This is a genomic window from Saccharothrix saharensis, assembly GCF_006716745.1.
GTDB lineage: Bacteria > Actinomycetota > Actinomycetes > Mycobacteriales > Pseudonocardiaceae > Actinosynnema > Actinosynnema saharense.
The window spans coordinates 7,942,835-7,966,220 of sequence record NZ_VFPP01000001.1 but is presented as its reverse complement, the minus strand read 5'-3'; the positions used below and the strand labels follow the sequence as shown (position 1 = coordinate 7,966,220).

The 23,386-nt window shown below is 74.1% G+C and carries 11 protein-coding genes; 2 read left to right on the top strand and 9 right to left on the bottom strand.

Annotation, left to right across the window (positions count from 1 at the left end; translation table 11 throughout):
- Window positions 1-52: 52 nt before the first annotated feature.
- Together FHX81_RS36300 and FHX81_RS36295 are read left to right on the top strand one after the other, a co-directional pair.
- Window positions 53-556, top strand: coding sequence for a SigE family RNA polymerase sigma factor (locus FHX81_RS36300; RefSeq protein ID WP_141982997.1), 504 nt, complete (start codon window positions 53-55; stop codon window positions 554-556).
- On the top strand, window positions 553-1,635 hold the full coding sequence (locus FHX81_RS36295) for an LCP family protein (protein ID WP_141982996.1): 1,083 nt from the start codon (window positions 553-555) through the stop codon (window positions 1,633-1,635). Before FHX81_RS36300 ends, FHX81_RS36295 begins: the two co-directional genes overlap by 4 nt.
- On the opposite strand, the gene FHX81_RS36290 is transcribed toward FHX81_RS36295, so the two are convergent.
- The 9 genes from FHX81_RS36290 to sbnA all read right to left on the bottom strand — a co-directional run bounded on the left by FHX81_RS36290 (window position 1,636) and on the right by sbnA (window position 23,377).
- On the bottom strand, window positions 1,636-2,229 hold the full coding sequence (locus FHX81_RS36290) for a hypothetical protein (protein ID WP_141982995.1): 594 nt from the start codon (window positions 2,227-2,229) through the stop codon (window positions 1,636-1,638). It abuts the gene before it with no gap.
- Window positions 2,230-2,312: 83 nt separating this feature from the next.
- On the bottom strand, window positions 2,313-2,822 hold the full coding sequence (locus FHX81_RS36285; RefSeq protein WP_211363660.1) for a flavin reductase family protein: 510 nt from the start codon (window positions 2,820-2,822) through the stop codon (window positions 2,313-2,315).
- A complete protein-coding gene (locus tag FHX81_RS36280; RefSeq protein WP_141982994.1) occupies window positions 2,819-4,075 on the bottom strand; it encodes a cation:proton antiporter in 1,257 nt (418 codons plus the stop codon). The genes FHX81_RS36285 and FHX81_RS36280 overlap by 4 nt, the downstream gene beginning before the upstream one ends.
- A gap of 111 nt (window positions 4,076-4,186) precedes the next feature.
- The gene (locus tag FHX81_RS36275; protein ID WP_141982993.1) at window positions 4,187-5,131 is read right to left on the bottom strand and encodes an ATP-binding cassette domain-containing protein; all 945 of its coding nucleotides are present in this window, start codon (window positions 5,129-5,131) and stop codon (window positions 4,187-4,189) included.
- The gene (locus FHX81_RS36270) at window positions 5,131-5,355 is read right to left on the bottom strand and encodes an MbtH family protein (protein WP_141982992.1); all 225 of its coding nucleotides are present in this window, start codon (window positions 5,353-5,355) and stop codon (window positions 5,131-5,133) included. The genes FHX81_RS36275 and FHX81_RS36270 overlap by 1 nt, the downstream gene beginning before the upstream one ends.
- A gap of 130 nt (window positions 5,356-5,485) precedes the next feature.
- Entirely contained in the window at window positions 5,486-6,691 is a 1,206-nt protein-coding gene (locus tag FHX81_RS36265) for a cytochrome P450 (RefSeq protein ID WP_141982991.1), read from the bottom strand.
- 17 nt (window positions 6,692-6,708) lie between these two features.
- Window positions 6,709-7,524, bottom strand: a complete 816-nt coding sequence (locus tag FHX81_RS36260; RefSeq protein ID WP_141982990.1) for an ABC transporter permease — start codon at window positions 7,522-7,524, stop codon at window positions 6,709-6,711.
- Window positions 7,521-22,379: a non-ribosomal peptide synthetase gene (locus tag FHX81_RS36255; RefSeq protein WP_141982989.1), complete on the bottom strand. Its 14,859-nt coding sequence runs from the start codon at window positions 22,377-22,379 to the stop codon at window positions 7,521-7,523. The genes FHX81_RS36260 and FHX81_RS36255 overlap by 4 nt, the downstream gene beginning before the upstream one ends.
- On the bottom strand, window positions 22,376-23,377 hold the full coding sequence (sbnA, locus tag FHX81_RS36250) for a 2,3-diaminopropionate biosynthesis protein SbnA (RefSeq protein ID WP_141982988.1): 1,002 nt from the start codon (window positions 23,375-23,377) through the stop codon (window positions 22,376-22,378). Before sbnA ends, FHX81_RS36255 begins: the two co-directional genes overlap by 4 nt.
- Window positions 23,378-23,386: the final 9 nt, after the last annotated feature.

The window sequence follows — 23,386 nt, the reverse complement described above, 5'->3', positions numbered from 1 at the left end:
CGAGGGTTTCCCGACCGCAACGTGACACCGACGAGCGGCAGAAGGGGGCGACGTGCCGGCCGACTACGACCAGTTCGTCACCGATCGCCTTGATCGACTACTGCGGTACGCCACCGCGCTGACGTGCGACAAGCACCTCGCCCAGGACATCGTCCAGGACGTGCTGCTGCGCGCCCGGCAGAAGTGGGCGCGGATCGGGGCGGTGGACGTGCCCCACCTCTACGTCAAGCGGATGGTGACCAACGAGTACCTGTCGTGGCGGCGACGCCGGGCGGCGCGGGACGTCTCCGCCACCCACGTCGCGCTCGACGACCTCGCGCCCGCGGTCGCCGACCCGGCCGTCCGCCACGCCGAGCGGGACGCCATGCGCGTCCGGATCGCCGTGCTGCCGCGCAAGCAGCGCGCCGCGCTGGTGCTGCGCTACTACGAGGACAGCACCGACGCCGAGATCGCCGAGGTCCTGGGCTGCGCCGAAGGCACGGTGCGCAGCCACATCTCCCGCGCGCTGCAGACGTTGCGGGTCAACGAGAACGCGCCGTCGGAGGTGCTGCGATGACCGACACCAGGCAAGAGGCCCTCATCCGCGAGGCGATCGCGGCCGAGGCGGACCAGGCCGTCGACCACCGGACCGTGCTGGCCGCCCTGCACGGCAAGCGCTCGCGGCGACGGCCGATCGCGCTGTTCGCCGCGGCCACGCTGACCGCCGCCGCGGCGGCCGTCGCGGTGGTCGTGCCGCTGGCGGTGGACCGCGACGCGGCGCCGACCGGCGTCGACCCGGCCGCGCCGCCCGCCACCACGGCCGCGCGAACCGTGCTGCTGATCGGCCTGGACGGCGCGGCGCACACCGACTCCGTCGTGCTGGCGCGGGTGGGCGCGGACGGCGCGGTCAGCGCGGCGTCGCTGCCCCGGGACTCGGTCGTCGACATCCCCGGCGCGGGCCAGGGCAAGCTGAACTCGGCCTACGCGCGGGCCCACGCCGCCGCGCGCGCCGAGGGGCGCGACGCCGCCGCGGCGGGCGTGGACGCGCTGAAGCGGACCGTCGAGGCGCTGACCGGCGTGGCGGTCGACCACTACGCGGCGGTCGAGATGAGCGCGTTCGGCGCGCTGTCCCAGGCCGTCGGCGGGGTGCCGGTGTGCCTCAGGCACCGGGTGGAGGACGAGCTGTCCGGCGTCGACCTGCCCGCCGGGCCGCAGACGCTCGTCGGCGACCAGGCGCTGGCGTTCCTGCGGCAGCGCCACGGGCTCCCCCACGGCGACCTGGACCGGATCGCGCGGCAGCAGGCGTTCCTGCGCGCCCTGGCGGCCAAGGTCGTCGCGGCCGACCCCGCGACGCTGCCCGAACTGGCCGGGGTGGCGGCGACCCACCTGCGCGTCGACCCGGGCTGGAACCTGGCGGAGTTCGCCGCGCGGCTCACCCCGAGCGTGCGGACCGCGATCATCCCGCTCGGTGGGCCCGTCGACACCGAGCAGGGTCAAGGCCTCTCGGTCGACCCGGCGGCGGTGCGGGCGTTCCTGGCGGGGTTCTTCGCCGAAGGCGCCACCGGCACGCCCACCGGCGGCTTCTCGATCCCGCTCCCGGCCACGGAGACGCAGGCACCCGGCAGGCAGCCGTCCGGGCACGACTGCGTCAACTAGCTACAGCGGCAGCGGATCGGTGATCTGCAGGCCGGCGTCCACGCTCGCCACCAGGAGTTCCGCCTGGTGGGGCGAGTGGACGCCGGCCCAGCTGCGCAGCGGGCCGAGGAAGTCGACCAGGTCGCGCTGGGCGGCGCGCAGCATCGCGGGCAACGCGGTCCCGGGTACGTCGACGTGCGGTCCCCCGCGGCCCTCCCCCACCCACACGCGGATCACGTCCTCGGCGACGCGCTCGACCCACGGTGAAGGCGGGTGGCCGAGGACGACCGGAGCGCGGTGCACCGCGTCCACCCACGTGCGCCACTCGAACAGGTCACTGCCGCCGGGTTCGGCGCGCACGCCGTCACCGCCGTCGAGCAGCAGGCCGCCGCGCCCGTACAGGACGTCGAACCCGATCAGCTCGTGCACGGCCGCCGCCGCGGTCCGCGCGTCCTTGCCGCCGCTGTCCAGGTACAACGTGCACAGCACGGTGCCGACGTCGTCCGGGCCCGCCGCGCCGTCGAGGTGCAGCCAGCCGCCGTCGCCGCGGGACACCGGCCACAGGTCGAAGTTCTCCGGTGCGTAGCTGGTGATGACTGGCGAGAACCGGGCCACGTTCCCGAGGCTAGTGGCGAAGCGCCCCGGCGGCAGGGGCCGCCGGGGCGATCGTGGTTCTCCAACTGCCGGTAGGGCTGGCCCTACCCCTGGTCGGCCCGCCACACCTGGTACTCGCGCATCCCGTAGAGCAACGGCAGGTGACCGTGCTCCTGCGCGACCCGGACCGCCTGGCCGAACACCACGGTGTGGTCGCCGACGGCCTCGGTCCGGCTGACCGCGCAGTCGGCCACCGCGTGCGCGTCCCGCACGAGGTGGGGGCCACCCGCGTGCGGCGGCAGGCGCCACGGGATCAGGTCGAAGCGGTCGGGCGCGCCGGAGGCGAACAGCTCGGCCACCGGCCGGGCGTCGCCGTGCAGGAAGTTCACCGCGAACGCGCCGCGGGCCAGCACCGCGTCCAGGGTGGGGCTGCCGTTGCGCAGGCAGACCAGCAGCGTCGGGGGCGACAGCGTGACGCTGCACACCGACGAGACCGTCATGCCGCGCGGCGAGCCGTCCTCGCCGGTCGTGGTGATCACCGCGACACCGGTCGGGAAGTGCGACATCAGGGTGCGGAACTCCGCGATCTCGATCGTGGGCAGCGACTGGGTCATGGCGTGCTCCCGGGCAACTCGGGGACCGGCACGGGCTTCGGGGCGCGGGTGCGGGTGCGCTCGATGAGGGACAGCAGCGGGCCGGTCATGCCGGTGGTCACCAGCGCCATCACCACCAGCGCCAGGAACAGCCGCACCGACAGCAGCCCGGCGCTGTAGCCGGCCTGCAGCACGACGATCTCGGTCAGGCCGCGGGTGTTGACCAGCACGCCGACCGTCACCGACGTGCGCCGGTCCTGGCCCGCCAGCCGGCCGCCGAGGTAGCCGCCGCCGACCTTGCCGAGCACGGCGAGCCCGATGGCGAGGACGATGGCGACCCACGGCACCGCGCCGCGCGGCGCTGAGGCCACGCCCATGCCCGCCACCACGAAGAACACCGGCACCAGCAGCCGGCCGAACGCCATGACCGGGCGCACGGCCGCGGCCCACGCGCCGCCGGGGATGGCCAGGCCCACCACGAACGCGCCGAACACGGCGGTCAGGCCCCAGTGCTCGAACTGGAACGCGGCCAGCAGCGCCAACGCGGCGATGGCGGCGCCGGTGGCGCGGGGGAACCGCTCGGCGGCCGACAGGGGGCCCCGCCCGCGCAGCAGGATGCGCCCGACGGCGGTCGTCGTGACGCCGAGGGCGATGAGGATCAAGGACACCACGATGCCGCCGTTGATGCCGACGGCGACCACGAGCAGCACCCACGCCGCCGAGTCGGTGACCACGGCGGCGGCCATGGCGAGCCGGCCCGCCGGGCTGTCCGCCATGCCGCGGTCCTCCAGCACGCGGGCCAGCACGGGCACGGCGGTGACGCTCAGCGCGACCGCGACCATCAGCACCAGGGCGGGCACCGGCGCGTCACCGCGCACGTCCGGGTCGGCCACCCACACCACCCACGCGGCCATCACCAGGCCGGTCAGCAGGGCGGGCAGGAACGAGCCGGCGGTCACCCAGCCGATCGCGCGGGCGCCCAGGCCGGAGCCGCCGTGGCGCAGGTCGTAGGCCACGCCGACGAGGAACAGCACCAGGCCGACCTCGCCGATCACCTTGAGGGGGCTCACCACGTCGGTGGGCAGCACCGCGGTGAGGGCCGGCGTCCCGCCGACCGCGAGCACGGCGGGCACGACCAGGATGCCCGCCACGATCTCGCCGATCACCTCGGGCTGGCGGGCGGCGCGTGCCGCGAGCCGGCCCACGTGCGCCGCGACCAGCACGACCGCCAGGACGGCGACCACGTGCCCCGCGCGCAACAGGACGTCGGTCATGGCCGCGCCCCCGGTGACCCGAAGGCGTCGTCGTGCCTGGTCATCGACAGCGCGCGGCTGCCCGCGAAGTTGGGGATGCGCAGGTGCACGGCCAGATCCCTTCTACCGGTGTCAGTTCTGGGGTTGGTGCCCGACGAGGTTGAAGAAGACGTCGTCGAGGGTCGGGCGGCGCAGCGCGAAGTCCGCGACGTCGACCCCCGCGTCCCGGAGGGCGACGGCGGCGGCGGCGATGCCGTCCATGCCGTCGCGCAGTTGCAGCTTCACCAGGCCCTTGGTCGGGTCGGTGGTCGGCTCGTCCACGGCCAGCGGCGCGAGCACGCCCACCGCGGCCGGCACCCGGTCGGGCAGCGCGACGGCCACCTCCAGCCACTCCTGGCCGACCTTGCGCTTGAGCTCGTCCGGCGTGCCGTCGGCGATCACCCGGCCGGCCGCGATGACCACGATCTGGTCGGCCAGGTAGTCGGCCTCCTCCAGGTACTGGGTGGTCAGCAGCACGGTCATGCCGTCGGCGACCAGGCCGCGCACGGTGTTCCACAGCGACTGCCTGCTGGCCGGGTCGAGCCCGGTGGTCGGCTCGTCCAGGAACAGCACCTGCGGGTGGCCGACCAGGCAGCTGGCCAGGTCGAGCCGGCGGCGCATGCCGCCCGAGTAGGTGCCCACCGGCCGGTCGCCCGCGCCGACGAGGTCGAAGCGCTCCAGCAGCTCCTGCGCGCGGCGGCGCGCGCCCGCGCCACCGAGGTGCAGCAGCCTGCCCAGCAGCACCAGGTTCTCCCGGCCGGTCAGCAGCTCGTCCACGGCCGCGTTCTGCCCGGCCAGGCCGATCCGGCGGCGCACCTCGCGCGGTTGGGCGACCACGTCGAACCCGGCGACCCTGGCCTGCCCGCCGTCCGGCACGAGCAGCGTGGCCAGGGCGCGGACCGCGGTGGTCTTGCCCGCGCCGTTCGGGCCGAGCAGCCCGAGCACCGAACCCGTGCGGACGGACAGGTCGACGCCGCGCAGCGCCTCGGTCTTGTCGTAGGTCTTTCGCAGCCCGGTGACTTCGATGGCGAGGTCCATCAGCTCGCCCTGCTCTCACCGGCGGCGGACTCGCGCAGGCTGCGGGGGCGCATGTCGGTCCAGTTGTCCTCCACGTAGGACAGGGCGGCTTCGCGGGTCGACTCGTCGAGCGCGACGGCCCACCCCGCGGGGACCTCGGCGAACGAGGGCCACAGGCAGTGCTGGCCCTCGTCGTTCACCAGCACGAGGAACCTGCCGTCCTGGTCGTCGAAGGGGTTCGTCATTCGGTTCTCCGTACCCTCGGGCGGATGGGGGACCCCAGTTGCTCCATGCTTTCGGCCCGCGCTGACCGGGCGCTGACGGATCGGTGATGCCGTGACGACTCCCGCCGATCCCGGTGCCACCGCGTGAGGTTCACGCCGGCGACAGCCGCACGGGCAGGCTGCTGTAGCCGTACACGAAGTTGGAGTACAGGCGGGTCGGCGGTCCTTCGACGTGGATCTCCGACACCAGGTCGCGCAGCCCTTCCAGCACCGACGACACGTGCGCCCGGCCCAGGTAGGCGCCGAGGCAGAAGTGCGGACCGAAGCCGAACGCGATGTGCCGGTTGGGCGTGCGGCCCAGGTCGAACCGCGCCGGGTCGTCGAACACGTCCTCGTCGAAGTTCGCCGAGCTGTTCCACATGGTGACCACGTCGCCGTCGCGGATCAGCTGCCCGCCCAGCTCGACGTCGGCCACCGCGCGGCGGCCGAAGTGCATCGCGGGCGTGGTCCAGCGCAGGACTTCCTCGGTCGCGGAGGCGATGGACACGTCGCCGTTCTTGAGCGCCCGCCACTGCCCGGTGTTCTCCGCGAGCGCCAGGATCGCGCCGATGGACGACATCCGGCTCGACTCGTCCGCGCCCAGGATCAGGCTGTAGGAGTTGAACACCACCTCGTCCTCGGGCAGCGGACGCCCGTCCACCAGGCCGTTGGCCAACGCGCTGAGCACGTCGTCGCCGGGGTTGCGGCGGCGCTGGTCGGCCAGCTCGGTGAAGTAGAGCAGGATCTCGTTGCGGGCCAGCCACTCGTCCATCTGGCTGTCCTCGGAGCTGATCCGGCTGAGCGTGCGGTTGTTCCAGTCGACGAGCTTCGGCCGGTCCGCGGCGGGCACGTCCATCAGGTCGCCGATCGTGTTGATCGGGATGTGGTCGGCCACGTCGGTGGCGAAGTCGCACGACCCCCGCTCGATCACCTCCGCCAGCAACGCCCGGGTGCGCGCCTTGACCTGCTCGGCCACGGACTCCAGGAACCGCGGCGAGAAGGACTTGAGCATCAGGTTGCGCACCGCGCGGTGGTGCTCTCCGTCGCTGACGGCGAGCATCTTGCCCGACGCGGAGTCGTGGCCCTGCAACAACGTGGTGAGCACGTTGCCGCGCTCGGAGGTGAGGTTCTTGTTGTCCTTGTAGGCGGCGACGCAGTCGGCGTGGCGGGTCACCACCCAGAAGCCGGGGTTGTCGCCGCGCGGCTCGTTCCAGTGCACCGGGCTCTCGGCGCGCAGCCGGCGCCACAGCCCGGGCAGGTCGACGTCGAGGAACGTCTGCGGGTCGGCGAGGTCGAGGGTGGCCGGATCGGCGATCATCGCGCGGTGCCGTCCCTTCAGGAGTTGCGGTAGCGGCGGACGCTCAGCACGGACGTGACCAGGAACAGCAGCCCCAGCGACACGAGGATCACCAGGCTCGGGTTCTCGGCCGGGAACCCGCTGCCCGACGGCGCGCCGTTGCCCCACAGGTCCCGGCAGGCGCTGATCACCGAGCTGACCGGGTTCCACTGGGCGATGGGCTGGATCCAGCCGGGCAGCTTGTCCACCGACAGGAAGCCGGTGGACAGGAACGAGAACACGACGGCGACCAGGCCGCCGACCGACTCGATGGTCTCCAGGTTGCTCATCGCCATGCCCAGCAGCACGCCCAGCCACAGCACGGTGAAGGTGAACACCGCGACCAGGCCGAACCCGGCCAGCGTGGGCAGCACGCCGTTGTGCGGCCGCCAGCCGAACAGCAGCCCGAACGCCACCACGATCACCAGGCCGATCATGCTGATCAGCAGGTCGGCGATGACGTGCCCGATGAGCACCGCCGACCGCGAGATCGGCAGCGACCGGAACCGGTCGACCAGCCCGCCCTGCACGTCCAGCGCCACCGCGATCGCGGTCGGGCCGACGGCGGCCAGCGCGCCCTGCATGACCACGCCCGCGAAGATGAACTCGATGTAGTTGGTGCTGCCCGGGATCTGGATGGCGCTGGAGAACAGGTACCCCAGCGCCACCATGGTGATCAGCGGGTTGAGCGTGATGCCGATCAGCCGGCCGGGGTTGCGGCGCAGCCGCCGCAACCGCCTGCCCGCGATGGCCAGCACCTCGGTCACGGACGCCAGCGGCGGTGCCGCCGACGGCGGGATGTCCAACGTGGTCACGGTCGTGCCTCCCCGGAGTGGTTGCCCTGCACCCGGCGGAGCTCGTCCGCGACCGCCGCGCCGATCAGCGCCTGCGGTTCGGGGTGCATCATGTACTCGTGCCCGCACGGGACGCGGTGCACGCGGACCTGTCCGTCCACGTGGGACGTCCAGGCGTCGGCCAGCTCGGTGATCTCGTCCTCGGTCCGGTCGGCGGTGGCGGAGAACAGCACCAGGTCGCCGCGCAGGGTGGACGGCGTGAAGCCCTCCATGATCCGGCCGTGGTTGCGCACCACGGCGAGCATGGCCAGCAACCGCTCCTCGCCCAGCTCCGCCAGCGGGTGCCGGTCGCGGCGCAGCACCTCGACCACGTCACCCGGCTCGAGCGCGCGGCCGGCGAACTCGCGCCGGTCGTGCCCGATCTGCTCCATCACGCGCAGCAGCAGCTCGTCCGGGGCGAGGTCTTCGTCCTCCGTGCCGGGTCGGTGCGGGTACCCGTCGAGGTTGGCGACCAGGGCCACCTCGTCGCCCTCGGCCTGCAGCCGCACGGCCATCTCGTGCGCCAGCACGCCGCCGAACGACCAGCCGAGCAGGTGGTACGGACCCTCGGGCTGGACCGCCTTCACGTGGCCGACGTACAGCGCGGCCACCTCCTCGATCGACTCCGGCAGCGGCGCGAGCTGCCCCACGCTGGGCGACTGGATGCCGTAGATCGGCACGTCCGGGTCGACGGCGCGGGCCAGGCCGACGTAGGGCAGGCTCGACCCCAGCCCGCTGTGCAGCACGAACAGCGGCGGCCTGGACCCCGACGGCCGGATCGGCAGCACGACCGCGAACGGGTCGAGCGGGTCGTCGCCGTGCTCCAGCGCGCGGACCTCGTCGAACACCCGGGCCACCGCCGAGGCGCCCGCCGACGGCGCGTCCCGCACCTCGGCGACCGACGCGAGCCCGGCCGCGGTCTTGTGCACGAAGACGTCCGCGATGGTGAACCGCAGCCCGGCCTTGCGCGCCCGGCTCACCACGCCGGTGGCCAGCAGCGAGTGCCCGCCCAGCTCGAAGAAGTCGTCGTCCACCCGCACCGACGGCACGCCGAGCACGTCGGCGAACACGTCGCACAGCAGCCGTTCGGCGGCCGTGGCGGGCTCCCGCGACGGCGTCCGGTCGGCGAAGTCCGGCGCGGGCAGCGCCGCCCGGTCCACCTTCCCGTTGGTGTTGAGCGGGAACCGCTCCAGCGCCACCAGCGCGGACGGGACCATGTAGTCCGGCAGGGACTCGCCGATCCGGCGGCGCACGACCGCCGGTTCGGGCACTTCCGCGCCCGCCACCGGCACCAGGTACCCGACGAGCCTGCCCCGGGACGCCACGACGACCGCGTCCGCGACCTCCGGCACGGCCCGCAGCGCCGCCTCGACCTCGCCCAGCTCGATCCGAAACCCGCGCACCTTGACCTGGTGGTCGCGGCGGCCCAGGAACTCGATCTCGCCCTCGGCGTCCCACCGGACCACGTCGCCGGTGCGGTACATCCGCTCGCCCGGCCCGGCGAACGGGTCGGCCGGGAACCGGTCCGCGGTCAGCGCGGTGCGGCCCAGGTAGCCGCGCGCCAGGCCGTCGCCGCCGATGTAGAGCTCGCCCGGCACGCCGACCGGCACCGGCCGCAGCGCGTGGTCGAGCACGTACACCTTGGTGTTGGCGATCGGCTTGCCGATGGTCGGCCTGCCGCCGTCCACCGCGGCCACCGTGGACCAGATCGTGGTCTCCGTCGGCCCGTACACGTTGCGCACGTCGTGCGCGTGCTCGTGCAGCGAGGCGGCCAGCGACTCGCTCAGCGCCTCGCCGCCGGTGAGCACCACGCGCAGCCGGCGCAGCGCGGCCGGGTCGTGCTCGACCAGCGCCTGCCACAGGCTCGGCGTGGCCTGCATGACGGTGGTGCGGGTGTCGACCACGGCCGCGCCGAGCGCCACCGGGTCGCGCACCACGTCGCGGTCGGCCACGACGAGCGTGGCGCCGGAGACCAGCGGCACGAAGATCTCCAGGATGGAGATGTCGAAGCCGAACGTGGTCACCGCGAGCAGCCGGTCGTCCCGGCTCATCGCCAGGCGCAGCCGCATGTCCGCGATCAGGTTGCGCAGCGCCCGGTGCGGCACAACGACGCCCTTGGGCTTGCCGGTCGAGCCGGACGTGTAGATCACGTAGGCCGGGTGCTCGGGCCGCAGCGGCGCGAGCCGGTCCCGGTCGGTCAGCTCGCCCGCGCCGCCGCGACCCCGCAGCACCTTCTCCACCTCGGGCGCGTCGAGGAGCAGCCGCGGCGTGCCGTCGTCGGGCAGGCCGGCGGCACCGGTGGTGACGACCAGGACCGGCGAGGCGTCCGCCAGCGTGAGCCGAACGCGGTCGGCCGGGTGGTCGGGGTCGACCGGCAGGAACGCGGCGCCGGACTTGAGCACCGCCAGCGCCGCCACGACCAGGTCGGCCGACCGGGGCACGGCGATGGCCACGATCTTCTCCGGGCCCGCGCCGCGCCGGATCAGCTCCCGCGCCAGCCGGTTGGACCGCGCGCCGAGCTGCCGGTAGGTCAGCTCGCCGCCGGGGCCCGCCAGCGCGGTGACGCCGGGGATCTGCTTGGTGCGGTCGGCCACCAGGTCCGGCACCAGCGCGCGGTCGAACCGGCGCGCGGTGTCGTTCCACTCGATCAGGATCCGGTGCCGCTCGGCCGGGCTGAGCACGTCCACGTCGCTCAGCGGCGCGTCCGGGTCGGCCACCACGGCGGTGAGCACCCGGACGAGCCGCTGGGCGATCGAGTCCGCGGTCGCGCGGCGGAACAGGTCCGTGCGGTAGGCCAGCACGCCGTCCATGCCCGCGGGCACGCCGTCGACGTGCCGTTCCACCAGGTCGAACGTGAGGTCGAACTTGGACCGCTCGGCCTTCATCGGCTCCACGGCGGCCTGCACGCCCGGCAGCGCCTCGGTGGCGTCGTCGTCGTTCTGGAACGCCAGCATCACCTGGAACAGCGGGTGGCGGGCCAGCGACCGGGTCGGGTTCAGCGCCTCCACCAGGTACTCGAACGGCAGGTCCTGGTGGGCGTAGGCGGCCAGGTCGGTCTCCCGGACCCGGCGCACCAGCTCGCGGAACGTCGGGTCGCCACCGGTGTCGGTGCGCAGCACGAGCGTGTTGACGAAGAAGCCGACCATGTCGTGCAGCGCCTCGTCGGTGCGGCCCGCGATGGGGCTGCCCAGCGGGATGTCGGTGCCCGCGCCGAGCTTGGTCAGCAGCGCCGACACCGCCGCCTGCATGAGCATGAACACGCTGGCACCGGTCTCGCGGGACAGCGCCAGCAGGCCCGCGTGCAGCTCGGGCGGCACGGCGAACTGGCGCACGTCGCCCTCGTGGTCGCTGACCGGGGGCCGGGGGAAGTCCGCGGGCAGGTCCAGTTCCTCGGGCAGGTCGGCCAACGCGCGCGTCCAGTAGGCCAACTGCTCGGCCAGCACGCTCTTCGGGTCGTGCTCGTCGCCCAGCCACTCCCGCTGCCACACCGCGTAGTCCGCGTACTGGGCGGGCAGCGGCTGCCACGACGGCGCTTCGCCCGTGCGGCGGGCCGCGTAGGCGGTGGCGAGGTCGCGGGCCAGCGGCGCGGTGGACCAGCCGTCGAACGCGATGTGGTGGAACACCAGCAGCAGCACGTGCTCCCGCTCCCCCACCTCGTACAGCCGGGCCCGCAGGGCGGGTTCCGCGCCGAGGTCGAAGCCCCGGTCCACCTCCGCGGCGAGCGTGGCCGGCAGGTCGTCCGCGCGACCGGTGACCAGCGCGCCGGGCCGGGCGGGCAGCACCCGCTGGTACGGCACGCCGTCCACGTCGGGGAAGACGGTGCGCAGGATCTCGTTGCGCGCCACCACGTCGTCCACCGCCGCGGCGAGCGCCGGCACGTCCAGCGCGCCGGTCAGCCGCACCGCGAGCGGGATGTTGTACGTGCCGGTGGAGCCCTCTTCGAGCTGGTTGAGGAACCACAGCCGGCGTTGCGCGAACGACAGCGGCAGGCCCTCGTCGCCGGAGCGCTCGACCGGGCGCAGCGCGGGCCGGGCCCGGTCCGCGCCCACGACCAGCCTGGCCAGGCCCGCGACCGTGCGCGCCTCGAACAGCGCCCGCACCGGCAGCTCCACGCCCAGCACCGTGCGGACCCGGCTGACGACCCGGGTGGCCAGCAGCGAGTGGCCGCCGAGCTCGAAGAAGTCGTCCTCCACGCCGACCTCGGCGGTGCCGAGCACCTCGCCGAACACGCCGGACAGGATCTCCTCGACCGGCGTGGCCGGGCCGCGGCCCCTGGCGCCCGCCGCCAGGTCCGGCTCGGGCAGCGCCTTGCGGTCGACCTTCCCGTTCGGCGTCAGCGGCAGCGCGTCGAGCACGACCATCGCGGCCGGGACCATGTAGTCGGGCAACGAGCCGCCCAACGCCTCCCGCACGGCCGCGACGTCCAGCACCGCGCCGGGCGCGGCGACGAGGTACCCGATGAGCCGCTTGTGGCCGCCCTGGTCGCCGCCGACCGCCACGGCCGCGTCGCCCACCTCGGGCACGGCGCGCAACGCCGCCTCGACCTCGCCCAGCTCGATGCGGTGGCCCCGGACCTTGACCTGGTGGTCGCGGCGCTCCAGGAACTCGAGCTGCCCGTCCGGCCGCAGCACCACGCGGTCGCCCGTGCGGTACATGCGGGTACCGGGCTCGCCGAAGGGGTCGCCGAGGAACGTGACCGCCGTCTTGGCCCGGTCGCCGAGGTAGCCGCGCCCGACGCCGATGCCGCCGACGTACAGCTCACCGGCGACCCCGGCGGGCACCGGGCGCAGGTCGTCGCCCAGCACGTACAGCCGGGTGTTGCGGACCGGGCGGCCGATCGGCACGCGCGCGCCGCCCAACGGGTCGCCGTGCCGGATGACGGCGTGCGTGACGTCGTCGGAGCACTCGGTCGGCCCGTAGGCGTTGACCAGCGGGATGTCCGGGTAGCGGGCGAACCAGCGGTGGCACAGGTCCGGCGGCAGCGCCTCGCCGGTGACCACCAGCCACCGCAGGCCGGGCAGCGCGGGCGTCTCCTCGGTGATGTCCCACGCGTCCAGCGCCGCGCGCAGCAGCGACGGCACGACTTCGAGGATCGTCACGCCCTCGTCCGGGACGGTGGCGAACAACGCGTTCGGGTCCACGGCGGTGTCGCGGCCGGTGACCCGGACCTGCCCGCCCGCCATCAGCGCGGTCAGCATCTGCCACACCGAGATGTCGAACGTGACCGGCGCGTTGTGCACGATCTTGTCCGAAGAGGACACTTCGAGGTCGTCCACCTTGCACCACAGGTGGTTCACCATGCCCCGGCGGTGCACCATCGCACCCTTCGGCTTGCCGGTCGAGCCGGACGTGAAGATCACGTACGCGAGGTCGTCGGGCGCGCCGAGGGCCGGGGCGAGCTCGGCGTCCACCGCGCCGTCGAGCACGACGACCTCGACGTCGCCGGCGACCTCGCGGGCCAGCTCCAGGTGCGCCTCGTCCACCGCGAGCCGCCGCGCGCCGCAGTCGGCCAGCAGCGCGGCGACGCGGGCGACCGGCGCCTGCACGTCCAGCGGCACGTACGCGCCGCCCGCGCCCAGCACGCCGAGCACGGCGGTGACGAACCCGACGCCCGGCGCGGCCAGCACGGCGGTCAGCCCGTCGCCGACCCGCCGGGAGAGCGCGCTCGCCCGCCCGACCAGCTCGGCGTAGGTGACGCCGCCGCGGTCGTCGGTCACGGCCACCGCGTCCGGCCGCTCCAGCGCGAGCCGGCGCACGCGCTCGACCACGCCCTCGTACGCCTGCGGCCGGACCGGACCGGTGCCGGCGGCCAGCACGTGCGCCCGCTCGGCCTCGTCCAGCACGTCGAACCGGCTCAGCGGCGCGGTCGGGTCGGTCACCACCGTGCGCAGGAACGCGACCAGCCGTTGCGCGAGCCGACGCGCCGAGGCCTCGGTGAACAGCTCGGTGCTGTACTCCAGCACGCCGTGCATCCCGGCCGGGACGCCCTCGGCGTAGCGCTCCTCCAGCAGCACGGTGAAGTCGAACTTCGCCCGCTGCGACCGCACCGGCTCGACGCGCCCGGTCAGCCCCGGCAGGTGCAGCGGGATGTCGTCACTGCTGTTGAGCGCGAGCATGACCTGGAACAGCGGCTGCTTGTTCAGCGACCGCTCCGGGTTGAGCTTGTCGACCAGGTGCTCGAACGGCACGTCCTGGTGCTGGTAGGCGGCCAGGTTCGTGTCGCGGACGCGGTGCAGCAGCTCGGCGAACGTCGGGTCGCCGCCGGTGTCGGTGCGCAGCACCAGCGTGTTGACGAAGAACCCGATCAGCGCGCCCAGCTCGTCGTCCGTGCGGCCGGCGGTGGGCGTGCCCAGCGGGATGTCCGTGCCCGCGCCGAGCTTGGTCAGCAACGCCGACAGGGCGGCCTGGAACACCATGAACACGCTCGCGCCCGTCTCCCGGGCCAGCGCGACCACCCGGTGGTACAGCTCGGCGTCCACCTCGAACCGCAGCTCGTCGCCGTCGTAGGTGCTCACGGCGGGCCGGGGGAAGTCGGTGGGCAGCTCCAGCTCCTCCGGCACGCCGGCCAGAGCCTGCGTCCAGTAGGCGAGCTGGCGGGACAGCAGGCTCCCGGTGTCGGTCTCGTCGCCGAGCAGGTCCTGCTGCCACAACGCGTAGTCCGCGTACTGCACCGCGAGCGGCGACCAGTCCGGCCGGGTGCCCGCCACGCGGGCCCGGTAGGCCGTGGCGAGGTCCTCGACCAGCGGTGCGATCGACCAGCCGTCGAACGCGATGTGGTGGAACACCAGCAGCAGCACGTGCTCCGACGGCCCCACGCCGAACAGGCGCGCCCGCACCACCGGTTCGGTGGCGAGGTCGAAGCCGCGGTCGGCCTCGGCGGTGAGCACGTCGGACAGCTCCGCCTCCGGCAGCCGGGTCAGCGGCAGCTCCGGGTAGTCGGCGGGCACGTCGACCACCCGCTGGTAGGGCGTGCCCTCGACGTCGGGGAACACCGACCGCAGGATCTCGTGCCGCTGCACGAGGTCGCGCAGCGCGCCCCGCAACGCGGGCAGGTCCAGGTCGCCGGACAGCCGCACGGCCATCGGCACGTTGTAGGTGCCGGTCGTGCCGTCCTCGAACCGGTCCAGGAACCACAGCCGGCGCTGCGCGAACGACAGCGGGATGCGCTCGTCGCGGGCGTAGGGCCGCAGCGGCGGGCGGGCGTCGGACGCACCGCCGACCTGCTCGGCCACGCCCGCGACCGTGCGGGCCTCGAACAGCGCCCGGATCGGCAGCTCGACGCCCAGCGCGGCCCGGGCCCGGCTGATCACCTTGGTGGCCAGCAGCGAGTGCCCGCCCAGGGCGAAGAAGTCGTCGTCGATGCCGACCTGCGGCAGTTGCAGCACGTCGGCGAAGACGCCGCAGAGGATCTCCTCGATCGGGTTGCGCGGGCCGCGACCGCGGGTCTGGCCCGCGAAGTCGGGCGCGGGCAGCGCCTTGCGGTCCAGCTTGCCCTGCGTGGTCAGCGGCAGCTCGTCCAGCACGACGATCGCGGACGGCACCATGTACTCGGGCAGCGCCTCGACCAGCCGCTCGCGCAGGCCGGCCGGCACGGTCTTCCCGTCGTCGGTGACGAGGTAGGCCACCAGCTTCCGGTCGCCCTCCTCGTCCTCCCTGACCACGGCGACGGCCAGGTTCACGTCGTCGTGCGCGAGGAGCGCCGACTCGATCTCGCCCAGCTCGATCCGGAACCCGCGCAGCTGCACCTGGTCGTCGGCCCGGCCCAGGTAGTCCAGTTGGCCGTCCGGGTGCCACTTCACCAGGTCGCCGGTGCGGTACATGCGGTCGCCCGGACCGCCGAACGGGTCGGCCACGAACCGCTCCGCGGTCAGGCCGGGCCGGTTGAGGTAGCCGCGGGCGAGGCCCCCGCTGACGTACAGCTCGCCCGTGACGCCGACGGGCACGGGCTGGAGCAGCGGGTCCAGCACGTACACGCGGTGCGCCGCGGTGGGCCTGCCGATCGGGGGACGTCCACCGGGTGACAGCGGCCCGCCGACGGTCGCGGCCAGCACCGACTCCGTCGGCCCGTAGCCGTTGAACATGCGGTGCGTGACCGACCAGCGCGCCACCACCTCGGGCGGGCACGCCTCGCCGGCCACGACCATGGTCAGGTCGGCGGGCAGCACCGTGCCCTCGGGCATGCCGCCCGCCACCACCGGCGGCAGCGCGGCCAGGTTCACGCCCTGGTCGTTGATCAGGTCGATCAGCGCCCGGCCGGGTCCGCGCGCGTCGTCGCCCGCGACCACGACCGTGCCGCCGCCGCACAGCGCCAGACCCATCTCCCACACCGTGGCGTCGAAGCTGTAGGAGGCGAACTGGAGGACCCGGGTGTCGGGGGTGACCCGGAACTTGTCGATCAGGCTGAGCACCATGGCGACGAACCCGGCGTGGTCGACCACGACGCCCTTGGGCTTGCCGGTGGACCCGGACGTGTGGATGACGTAGGCCGGGTGGTGCGGGCGCAGCGGCGCGACGCGGTGGTCGTCGGTGAGGTCGCCGTCGGGGTAGCCGGACAGGTCGACCGCGTCGATGGCGACCACCTCGACGTCCACGTCCAGCGTGGCCGCGACGTCCACGGTGGACAGCAGCAGGCTCGGCGTGGCGTCGGTGATGAGGTAGTCGACGCGGTCGGCCGGGTACTTGGCGTCGATCGGCAGGTAGGCCGCGCCTGCCTTGAGCACCGCCAGGACGGCGACCAGCATCTCCAGCGAGCGCGGCATGGCCAGCGCGACCACGCCCTCCGGCCCGGCGCCGCGGGCCACGAGCATCCGGGCGAGCCGGTTCGCGCGGGCGTTCAGCTCGGCGTAGGTCAGGCGTTCGCCGCCGAACACGGCCGCGGTCGAGTCGGGCGCGGCGGACGCGCGCGCCTCGAACAGGTCGGTGACCACGACGTCGGGGACGGGCTGGATCGTGCCGCCCCACTCGTGCAGCACGCGGGCGCGTTCGTCGGGGGCCAGCAGGTCGATCCGGCCCACGCGGACGTCCGGGTCCTCGACCAGCGTGCGCAGCAGGCGCGTGAAGCGGTCGACCACGGACCGGATGTGGTCCTCGCCGAAGATGTCGGAGCGGTACTGGGCCAGCAGCCGCACCTCCCGGCCCGGGTAGACCGAGAGCGCGAACGGGTACTCGGCGACCAGCCTGCCCTCCGCGCCGGTCAGCCGGACGCCGGGGATGATCCCGGACAGGTCGTCGGTGTCCATCGGGTAGTTGTGGAAGCTGACCACGGTGTCGAACAGCTCGCCGACCCCGGTCAGCTGCTGCACCTCGGCCAGGCCGAGGAAGTGGTGCGGCGCCAGGTCGAACTGCTCGTCCTGCACGCGGGCCAGCAGGTCCGACACCGGGGCCGCCGGGTCCAGCCGCACCCGCACCGGCAGCGTGTTGAGGAACAGGCCGACCATCGACTCCATGCCCGGCAGGTCCACCGGTCGGCCCGAGTGCACCGCGCCGAACACCACGTCGTGCCGCCCGGTGAGGCGGCCGAGCAGGATCGCCCACGCGCCCTGCATGACGGTGTTCAGCGTCAGGCCGCGGGCCCGCGCCCAGTTCGACAGGGTGCGGGTGAAGTCCTCCGGCAGGTCCACGACCAGCGACGCGGGCGGCTCGGTGACGCGGGCCCGTTCGGCCGGGCCGATCCGGGTCGCCTCGTCGACGCCGTCCAGCGCGGTCCGCCACGCCTCGCGCGCCGCCTGCTCGTCCTGCCGCGCCAACCACTCCAGGTAGCCGCGCGAGGGCGCGACCGGCGGCAGGGCGGTCGGGTCGGCGCCGTTGGCGGTGAGGGTGAACAGCTCCCGGGCGAAGATCGGCATCGACCAGCCGTCCACCAGGATGTGGTGCACGGCCCAGATCAGCCGGAACCGGTCGTCGGCCAGCCGCACGGCGGTGAACCGCAGCAGCGGCGGGTCGGCCATGTCGAACCGGCGCACCCAGTCGGCGTCGGTCAGCCGCGCCAGCTCGCGCGCCGCGTCGTCCGGGTCCATGCCGGTGAGGTCGACCTCCTCCCACGGCAGGGCCGCCGACACCGGGACGACCTGCACCGCGTCGCCGGACGGGCGGGAGTGGAACGACGCGCGCAGGTTCGGGTGCCGGCGCAGCAGCGCCTCGGCCGCGGCGCGGAACGCCCCGACGTCCAGCGCGCCCTCGACGTCCACGACGACCTGCAGGGTGTAGACGTCCGCCCCGTCGCGGTCGAACTCGGCCTGGAACAGCAGGCCCTTCTGCAACGGCGACAGCGGCAGCACGTCCAGCACCGAGCCGGTCTCGCGCTCGAGGTCGGCGATCTCCGGCTCGGTCAGGTCGACCAGGTCGAAGTCGGACGGGCTGTGGCCGCCCGCGCCGGGCAGCGCGGCGTGCTCGACGAACGCCTCCAGCGCGCGGAACCACGTGCGCGCGACGTCCTCGACGTCGGAGTCGGACAGCAGGCCGTCGGCCCACAGCCAGTCGGCGACCAGGGTCGGCCCGTGCGGGCCGTCCTCCGTCACCGGCGTGACGGCGAGGACGTGCCGCAGCGGCATGTCCGGGTGCACGCCCGTGCCGATGGCCGTGGCCGCGTCCAGCGACCACTCGCCGCCGTCACCCGCGGTGACGCGACCCAGGTAGTTGAACCCGATCTGCGGCGTGCCGAACCGGGCCAGCGCGCCGACGGTCTGCGGGTTGAGGTAGCGCAGCAGGCCGAAGCCGATGCCGTGGTCGGGCAGGGCCCGCAACTGCTCCTTGACCCGCTTGATGGCCGCGCCCGCGCTCGCGCCGCCCGCCCACAGGTCGGCGCGGTCCAGCTCGCCCGGGTCGACCCGCAGCGGGAACACGCTGGTGAACCAGCCCGCCGTGCGGGACAGGTCCAGCTCGTCGGCGACCTGCTCGCGGCCGTGGCCCTCGACCTCGACCAGCACCGCCGGGTCGGCCGCGCCGAGCCGCCTGCGCCGCCAGTCGGCGACCGCGACCGCGAGGCCCGCCAGCAGCACGTCGTTGATCTCGGCGTGGAACGCGGCGGGCACCCTGGTCAGCAGGGCGGCCGTCGGCTCGGTCGGCAGCACGAGCCGCAGCGACCGCGCCGTGCCGTACGTGTCCCGGGCGGGGTCGAGCGGGCGGCTGCCCAGCGGCACGTCGCCGCGCTGGAGCTGGTCGGCCCACAGCGGCAGCTCGGTGACCCGGGCGCCGGCGCGGGCGTGCTCGGCGAGCACCTTCGACCAGCGCCGGTAGGACGTGCCCACGGGCTGCAACGGCGTGCCGGCCAGCGCGTCGGCCAGGTCGGGCACGATGATCCGCCACGTGACGCCGTCCACCACGAGGTGGTGGACCACGAGCACCAGCCGCGCCTCGACGCCGGAGTCCACCAGCACCGCCTGGAGCACGCGACCCTCTTCGGGCGCGAGCGCGGCGCGGGCGCGGGCGACCTCCTCGGCCACGGCCTCGTCCAGGTCGTCGGTCTCGGCGAGCTGGGCGCGGCGCACGAGCTTGGTGGCGCGGATCGCGCCGACCGGCAGCACTTCCATGGACCACAGGCCCGGCAGGGGCACGGACAGCTTGGCGCGCAGCGCGTCGTGGTGGTCGAGCACGGCCTGCACCGCGCCGGCCAGCTTCACCGCGTCCAGCCCGGTGGGCACGTGCAGCACGACGTACTGGCTGTACTGGCGGGTGACGTCGGTCAGCTCGGACAGGTCCTCGCGGAGCTGGTGCGCGATGGGCGTCAGCTCGATCTCGCCGACACCGTCGTCCGCGGCGACCTGCACGCCGTTCGCGTCGGCCGCCATCGCGGCGATCGCGGCCGGCGTGCGGTGCTTGAGCACGTCGCGCGAGGTGAACACGACCCCGGCCCGGCGGGCCCGGCTGACCACCTGGATCGAGCTGATGCTGTCGCCGCCCAGGGTGAAGAAGTCGTCGTCGGGGCCGACGTCGCGCAGGCCGAGCACCTCGGCCACGACCTCGCACAGCACGCGTTCGCGCGGGGTGCGCGGCGCGCGTCCCCGCACCCCGGCGGTCGGGTCGGGCTCGGGCAGCGCCTTGCGGTCGACCTTGCCGTGCGGCGTCAGCGGCAGCTCCGGCAGCTCCACGAACGCCGACGGCACCAGGTGCTCGGGCAGCACCTCGCCGAGCCGGGCCCGCAGGTCGCCCAGCGGCCGGCCGTTCGACGCCACGACGTACCCGACGAGCCGCTTGCCGCCGGAGGCGTCCGGCGCGACCCGCACGGCGGCGTCGGCGATGCCGGACAGGCCGCGCAGGGTCGTCTCGATCTCGCCCAGCTCGATCCGGTGGCCGCGCACCTTGACCTGGTGGTCACGCCGCTCCAGGAACTCCAGCTGACCGTCCTCGCGGCGCACCACGCGGTCACCGGTGCGGTACATGCGGCCGCCCGAGAACGGGTCGGCCATGAAGGCGGCCGCGGTGCGCTTCGGGTCGCCCAGGTAGCCGCGGCCGACACCGACACCGCCGACGTACAGCTCACCGGGCACGCCGGTGGGCACCGGGCCCAGGTCGTCGCCCAGCACGTACAGGATCGTGTTGCGGACCGCGCGGCCGATCGGCACGCGCGTGGTGCCCGCCGCGTCCTCGACCGTGACGAACGCGTGCGTGACGTCGTCCGAGCACTCCGTCGGGCCGTAGGCGTTGACCAGCGGCACGGTCGGGAAGCGGGCGAACCAGCGCAGGCACAGGTCCGGCGGCAACGCCTCCCCGGTCACCACGAGGTGCCGCAGCGACGGCAGCTTCGGCCGCGCCTCGACCACGTCCCACGCGTCCAGCGCGGCCCGCAGCAACGACGGAACCAGCTCCAGCACGCTGATCCGCTCGTCGGCGACCAGGCCGAACAGCTGGTCCGGGTCGGCCGCGGTCTCCCGGCCGACGACCCGCACCCGGCCGCCCGCCACCAGCGGCGCGAGCATCTGCCACACCGAGATGTCGAACGTCAGCGGCGCGTTCTGCACCACGCTGTCGCGGTCGGTCAGGCCCAGGTCCTCGACCTTGGCCAGCAGGTGGTTCACCATGCCGCGCCGGTGCACCATCGCGCCCTTGGGCTTGCCCGTCGAGCCGGACGTGAAGATCACGTACGCCAGGTCGTCCGGTCCGCCGAGCACGGGCGCGAGGTCGGTGTCCTCCGCGCCGTCCAGCACGACGGCCTCGACGCCGATCTCCCGCGCCAGCGCGCGGTGCGCCGGGTCGACCACGAGTCGCGTGATCCCGTTGTCGCGCACCAGCTCCGCGGTGCGGACGGCGGGCGCGCGCGTGTCCAACGGGACGTACGCGGCACCGGCGCCGAGCACGCCGAGCACCGCCGAGACGAACCCCGCGCCGGGCGCGGCCAGCACACCGACCAGGTCGGCCCCGACCAACGCGCGGGACAACGCGCGGGACAACGCGCTCGCCCGTGCGACGAGCGAGGAGTACGTGACGTCGAAGTCGTCCTCCACCACCGCGACGGCGTGCGGGCGCAGCGCGGCGAACGAGCGCACCTGCTCCACCACGTCGGTGAACGCGTCGGGCCGGGTCGCACCGGTCGTCGCACCCAGCCACGCGGACCGCTCGGCCGGGTCCAGCACCTCCAGCCGCGCCAACGGCTCGTCGTCGTCCGCGCGGGCGAACCGCTCCAGGAACGCGGTGAAGCGGGCCAGGTGCGCCCGCGCCTCCTCGTCGGTGTACAGCTCGGGGTTGCCGTTGAGGTGGACCTCGAGCCCGCCGTCGGGGGCGTCCACCACGGTCAGCATCAGGTCTTCGATGAGGCCGGTCGACAGGTTGTTGACCTCGACCTCGCACCCGCCCAGCGCGAACGTCGTCTGCTGCGGCAGGATGTTGACGAACGGGCCGAACGGCCGCCGGTCGTCGGTCGCGAGCCCCATGCCCCGGCGGATCCGGCTCACCCGGTGCCGCTGGTGCTTGAGCGCCTTGGCCAGCTCGCGCGACGTGCGGCGCAGCAGGTCCGACCGGGTCTCGCGCGGGCGCACGGGCACCCGCAGCGGCAGGTAGTTCGCCACCATGCCGGGCACCGCGCGCATCGTCGCGCCCATCCGGGCGGTCGCGGGCAGGGTCAGCAGCACGTCGCCCACCCCGGTCAGCCGCTGGGTGTAGACGGCGACCGCGGACAGCACCACGGCCGGCCAGGTGGACGCCGACCGGCTCGCCAGCTCGCGCAGCGCCCGCGCGGTGTCCTTCGACAGCACGTCGGTGCGGCGCAGGAAGCCCCGCACCTCGGGGCCGGACGCGGCGCGGGTGGACAGGCTCACCAGGTCCGGCGTGTCCTCGAACGCGGCGGCCCAGAAGTCCTTGTCCTTCACCGCCGCCGCGGACTCCTCGTAAGCCCGCTCGCCCTCCAGCAGTGCGCTCAGCGGCGGGATCGGCGTCCCGTCCACCCCGGCATACAGCTCGGCCAGCCGACGCCAGAACACCACCTGGCTGTACCCGTCGCACAGCAGGTGGTGGATGCGCATGTAGAAGAAGTGCCGGTCCTCGGCCACCCTGATCACGGCGAGCCGGAACAGCGGGAACTCGTCCAGCGAGAACGGCGTGGCCAGGTCGGCGCGCATCCAGTCGGCCGCCTCGTCGGCGGTCAGCGCGAGCTCGACCAGCGGCAGCTCCGGCAGCGGCGTCACGACCTGCCGCGGCGCGCCGTCCACCTCCACGTACCGGGTCCGGGTGCACTCGGCCTCGTCGACCAGGCCCCGGGCGGCGGCGATCAGGGCGGGCACGTCGAGCGGGCCGCGGATGTCGAGGTAGCCCGCCGAGTTGTAAGCGACGCCCCGCCCGTTGAGCTTCTCGTCGAACCAGATCTCGGCCTGTCCGGCGGAGAGGGGCAGGTCCACCGCTTCGGTCATGGCATTCTCCTCGCAAGCGTCGCGGGATCGGCCGCGGCGAGCTGGTCGCCGAGCAGGTCCGCGCCGTAGATGTCCGCGATCCACTGGTCGTGGTAGACGGTGTCCAGGTAGCGGTCGCCCAGGTCCGGCGCGATCGCGACCGCGGTCACGTCGCCGTCGGGCCGGTGGCGCGCGAGCCAGTCGGTGGCGCCGGACAGCACCGTGCCGGTCGAGCCGCCGAACAGGAACCCGTGCCGCAGCAGCGTCCGGCAGGCGCGCACGGTGTCCCTCTCCGCCACGTGCAGCACCTCGTCCACGTAGGACTCGTCCAGCAGCGGCGGGCGGACGCTGGTGCCCAGGCCCGGCACCATCCGGGGCTGGGCGGGCGTGCCGAAGGTGACCGAGCCGACCGCGTCCACCGCGACGATCCGCACCGACGGCTTGGTCTCCTTGAAGTACCGGGCGCAGCCCATCAGCGTGCCGGTGCTGCCCGCGCCGATGAACACCACGTCGACCTCGGGGAAGCTCTTGAGGATCTCCGGGCCGGTGCTCTGGTAGTGCGCCACCCAGTTCGCCGGGTTGGCGTACTGGTTGAGCCACACGTGGTTCTCGTTCTCGCACAGCTCCCGCACGTGGCGGATGCGGGCGCCGAGGTACCCGGTCTCCGGGTCGGGCTCGGTGATGATGTGCACCTGCGCGCCCAACGCCTCCATCAGCTGCCTGGTGGCGAGGTTGCAGCGCGCGTCGGTGACGCACAGGAACCGGTAGCCGCGGCTCGCCGCCACCAGGGCCAGCGCCACCCCGAGGTTGCCCGACGAGCTCTCCACCAGCGTGGCGCCCTCGCGCAGCGTGCCGGCGCGCACCGCCGCCGACACCATCTCGTTGGCGGCCTTGAGCTTGATGGACCCGGCGAAGTTGAACCCTTCGCACTTGAGGTACAGCGGGTGGCCCGAGAGCCCCCGGAGGTCGACGTAGAGGTCGTCCACGTTGAACTCCTGGGGCGTCGATATCACTGGCATGCGCCGACT

What these genes read in the sequence shown, in the direction of transcription:
- FHX81_RS36275 (WP_141982993.1), bottom strand. Translation starts at nt 5,131, where the DNA reads ATGGACCTCGCCATCGAAGTCACCGGGCTGCGAAAGACCTACGACAAG.
- FHX81_RS36285 (WP_211363660.1), bottom strand. Translation starts at nt 2,822, where the DNA reads ATGACCCAGTCGCTGCCCACGATCGAGATCGCGGAGTTCCGCACCCTG.
- FHX81_RS36255 (WP_141982989.1), bottom strand. Translation starts at nt 22,379, where the DNA reads ATGACCGAAGCGGTGGACCTGCCCCTCTCCGCCGGACAGGCCGAGATC.
- FHX81_RS36270 (WP_141982992.1), bottom strand. Translation starts at nt 5,355, where the DNA reads ATGACGAACCCCTTCGACGACCAGGACGGCAGGTTCCTCGTGCTGGTG.
- FHX81_RS36265 (WP_141982991.1), bottom strand. Translation starts at nt 6,691, where the DNA reads ATGATCGCCGATCCGGCCACCCTCGACCTCGCCGACCCGCAGACGTTC.
- FHX81_RS36295 (WP_141982996.1), top strand. Translation starts at nt 553, where the DNA reads ATGACCGACACCAGGCAAGAGGCCCTCATCCGCGAGGCGATCGCGGCC.
- FHX81_RS36280 (WP_141982994.1), bottom strand. Translation starts at nt 4,075, where the DNA reads ATGACCGACGTCCTGTTGCGCGCGGGGCACGTGGTCGCCGTCCTGGCG.
- sbnA (WP_141982988.1), bottom strand. Translation starts at nt 23,377, where the DNA reads ATGCCAGTGATATCGACGCCCCAGGAGTTCAACGTGGACGACCTCTAC.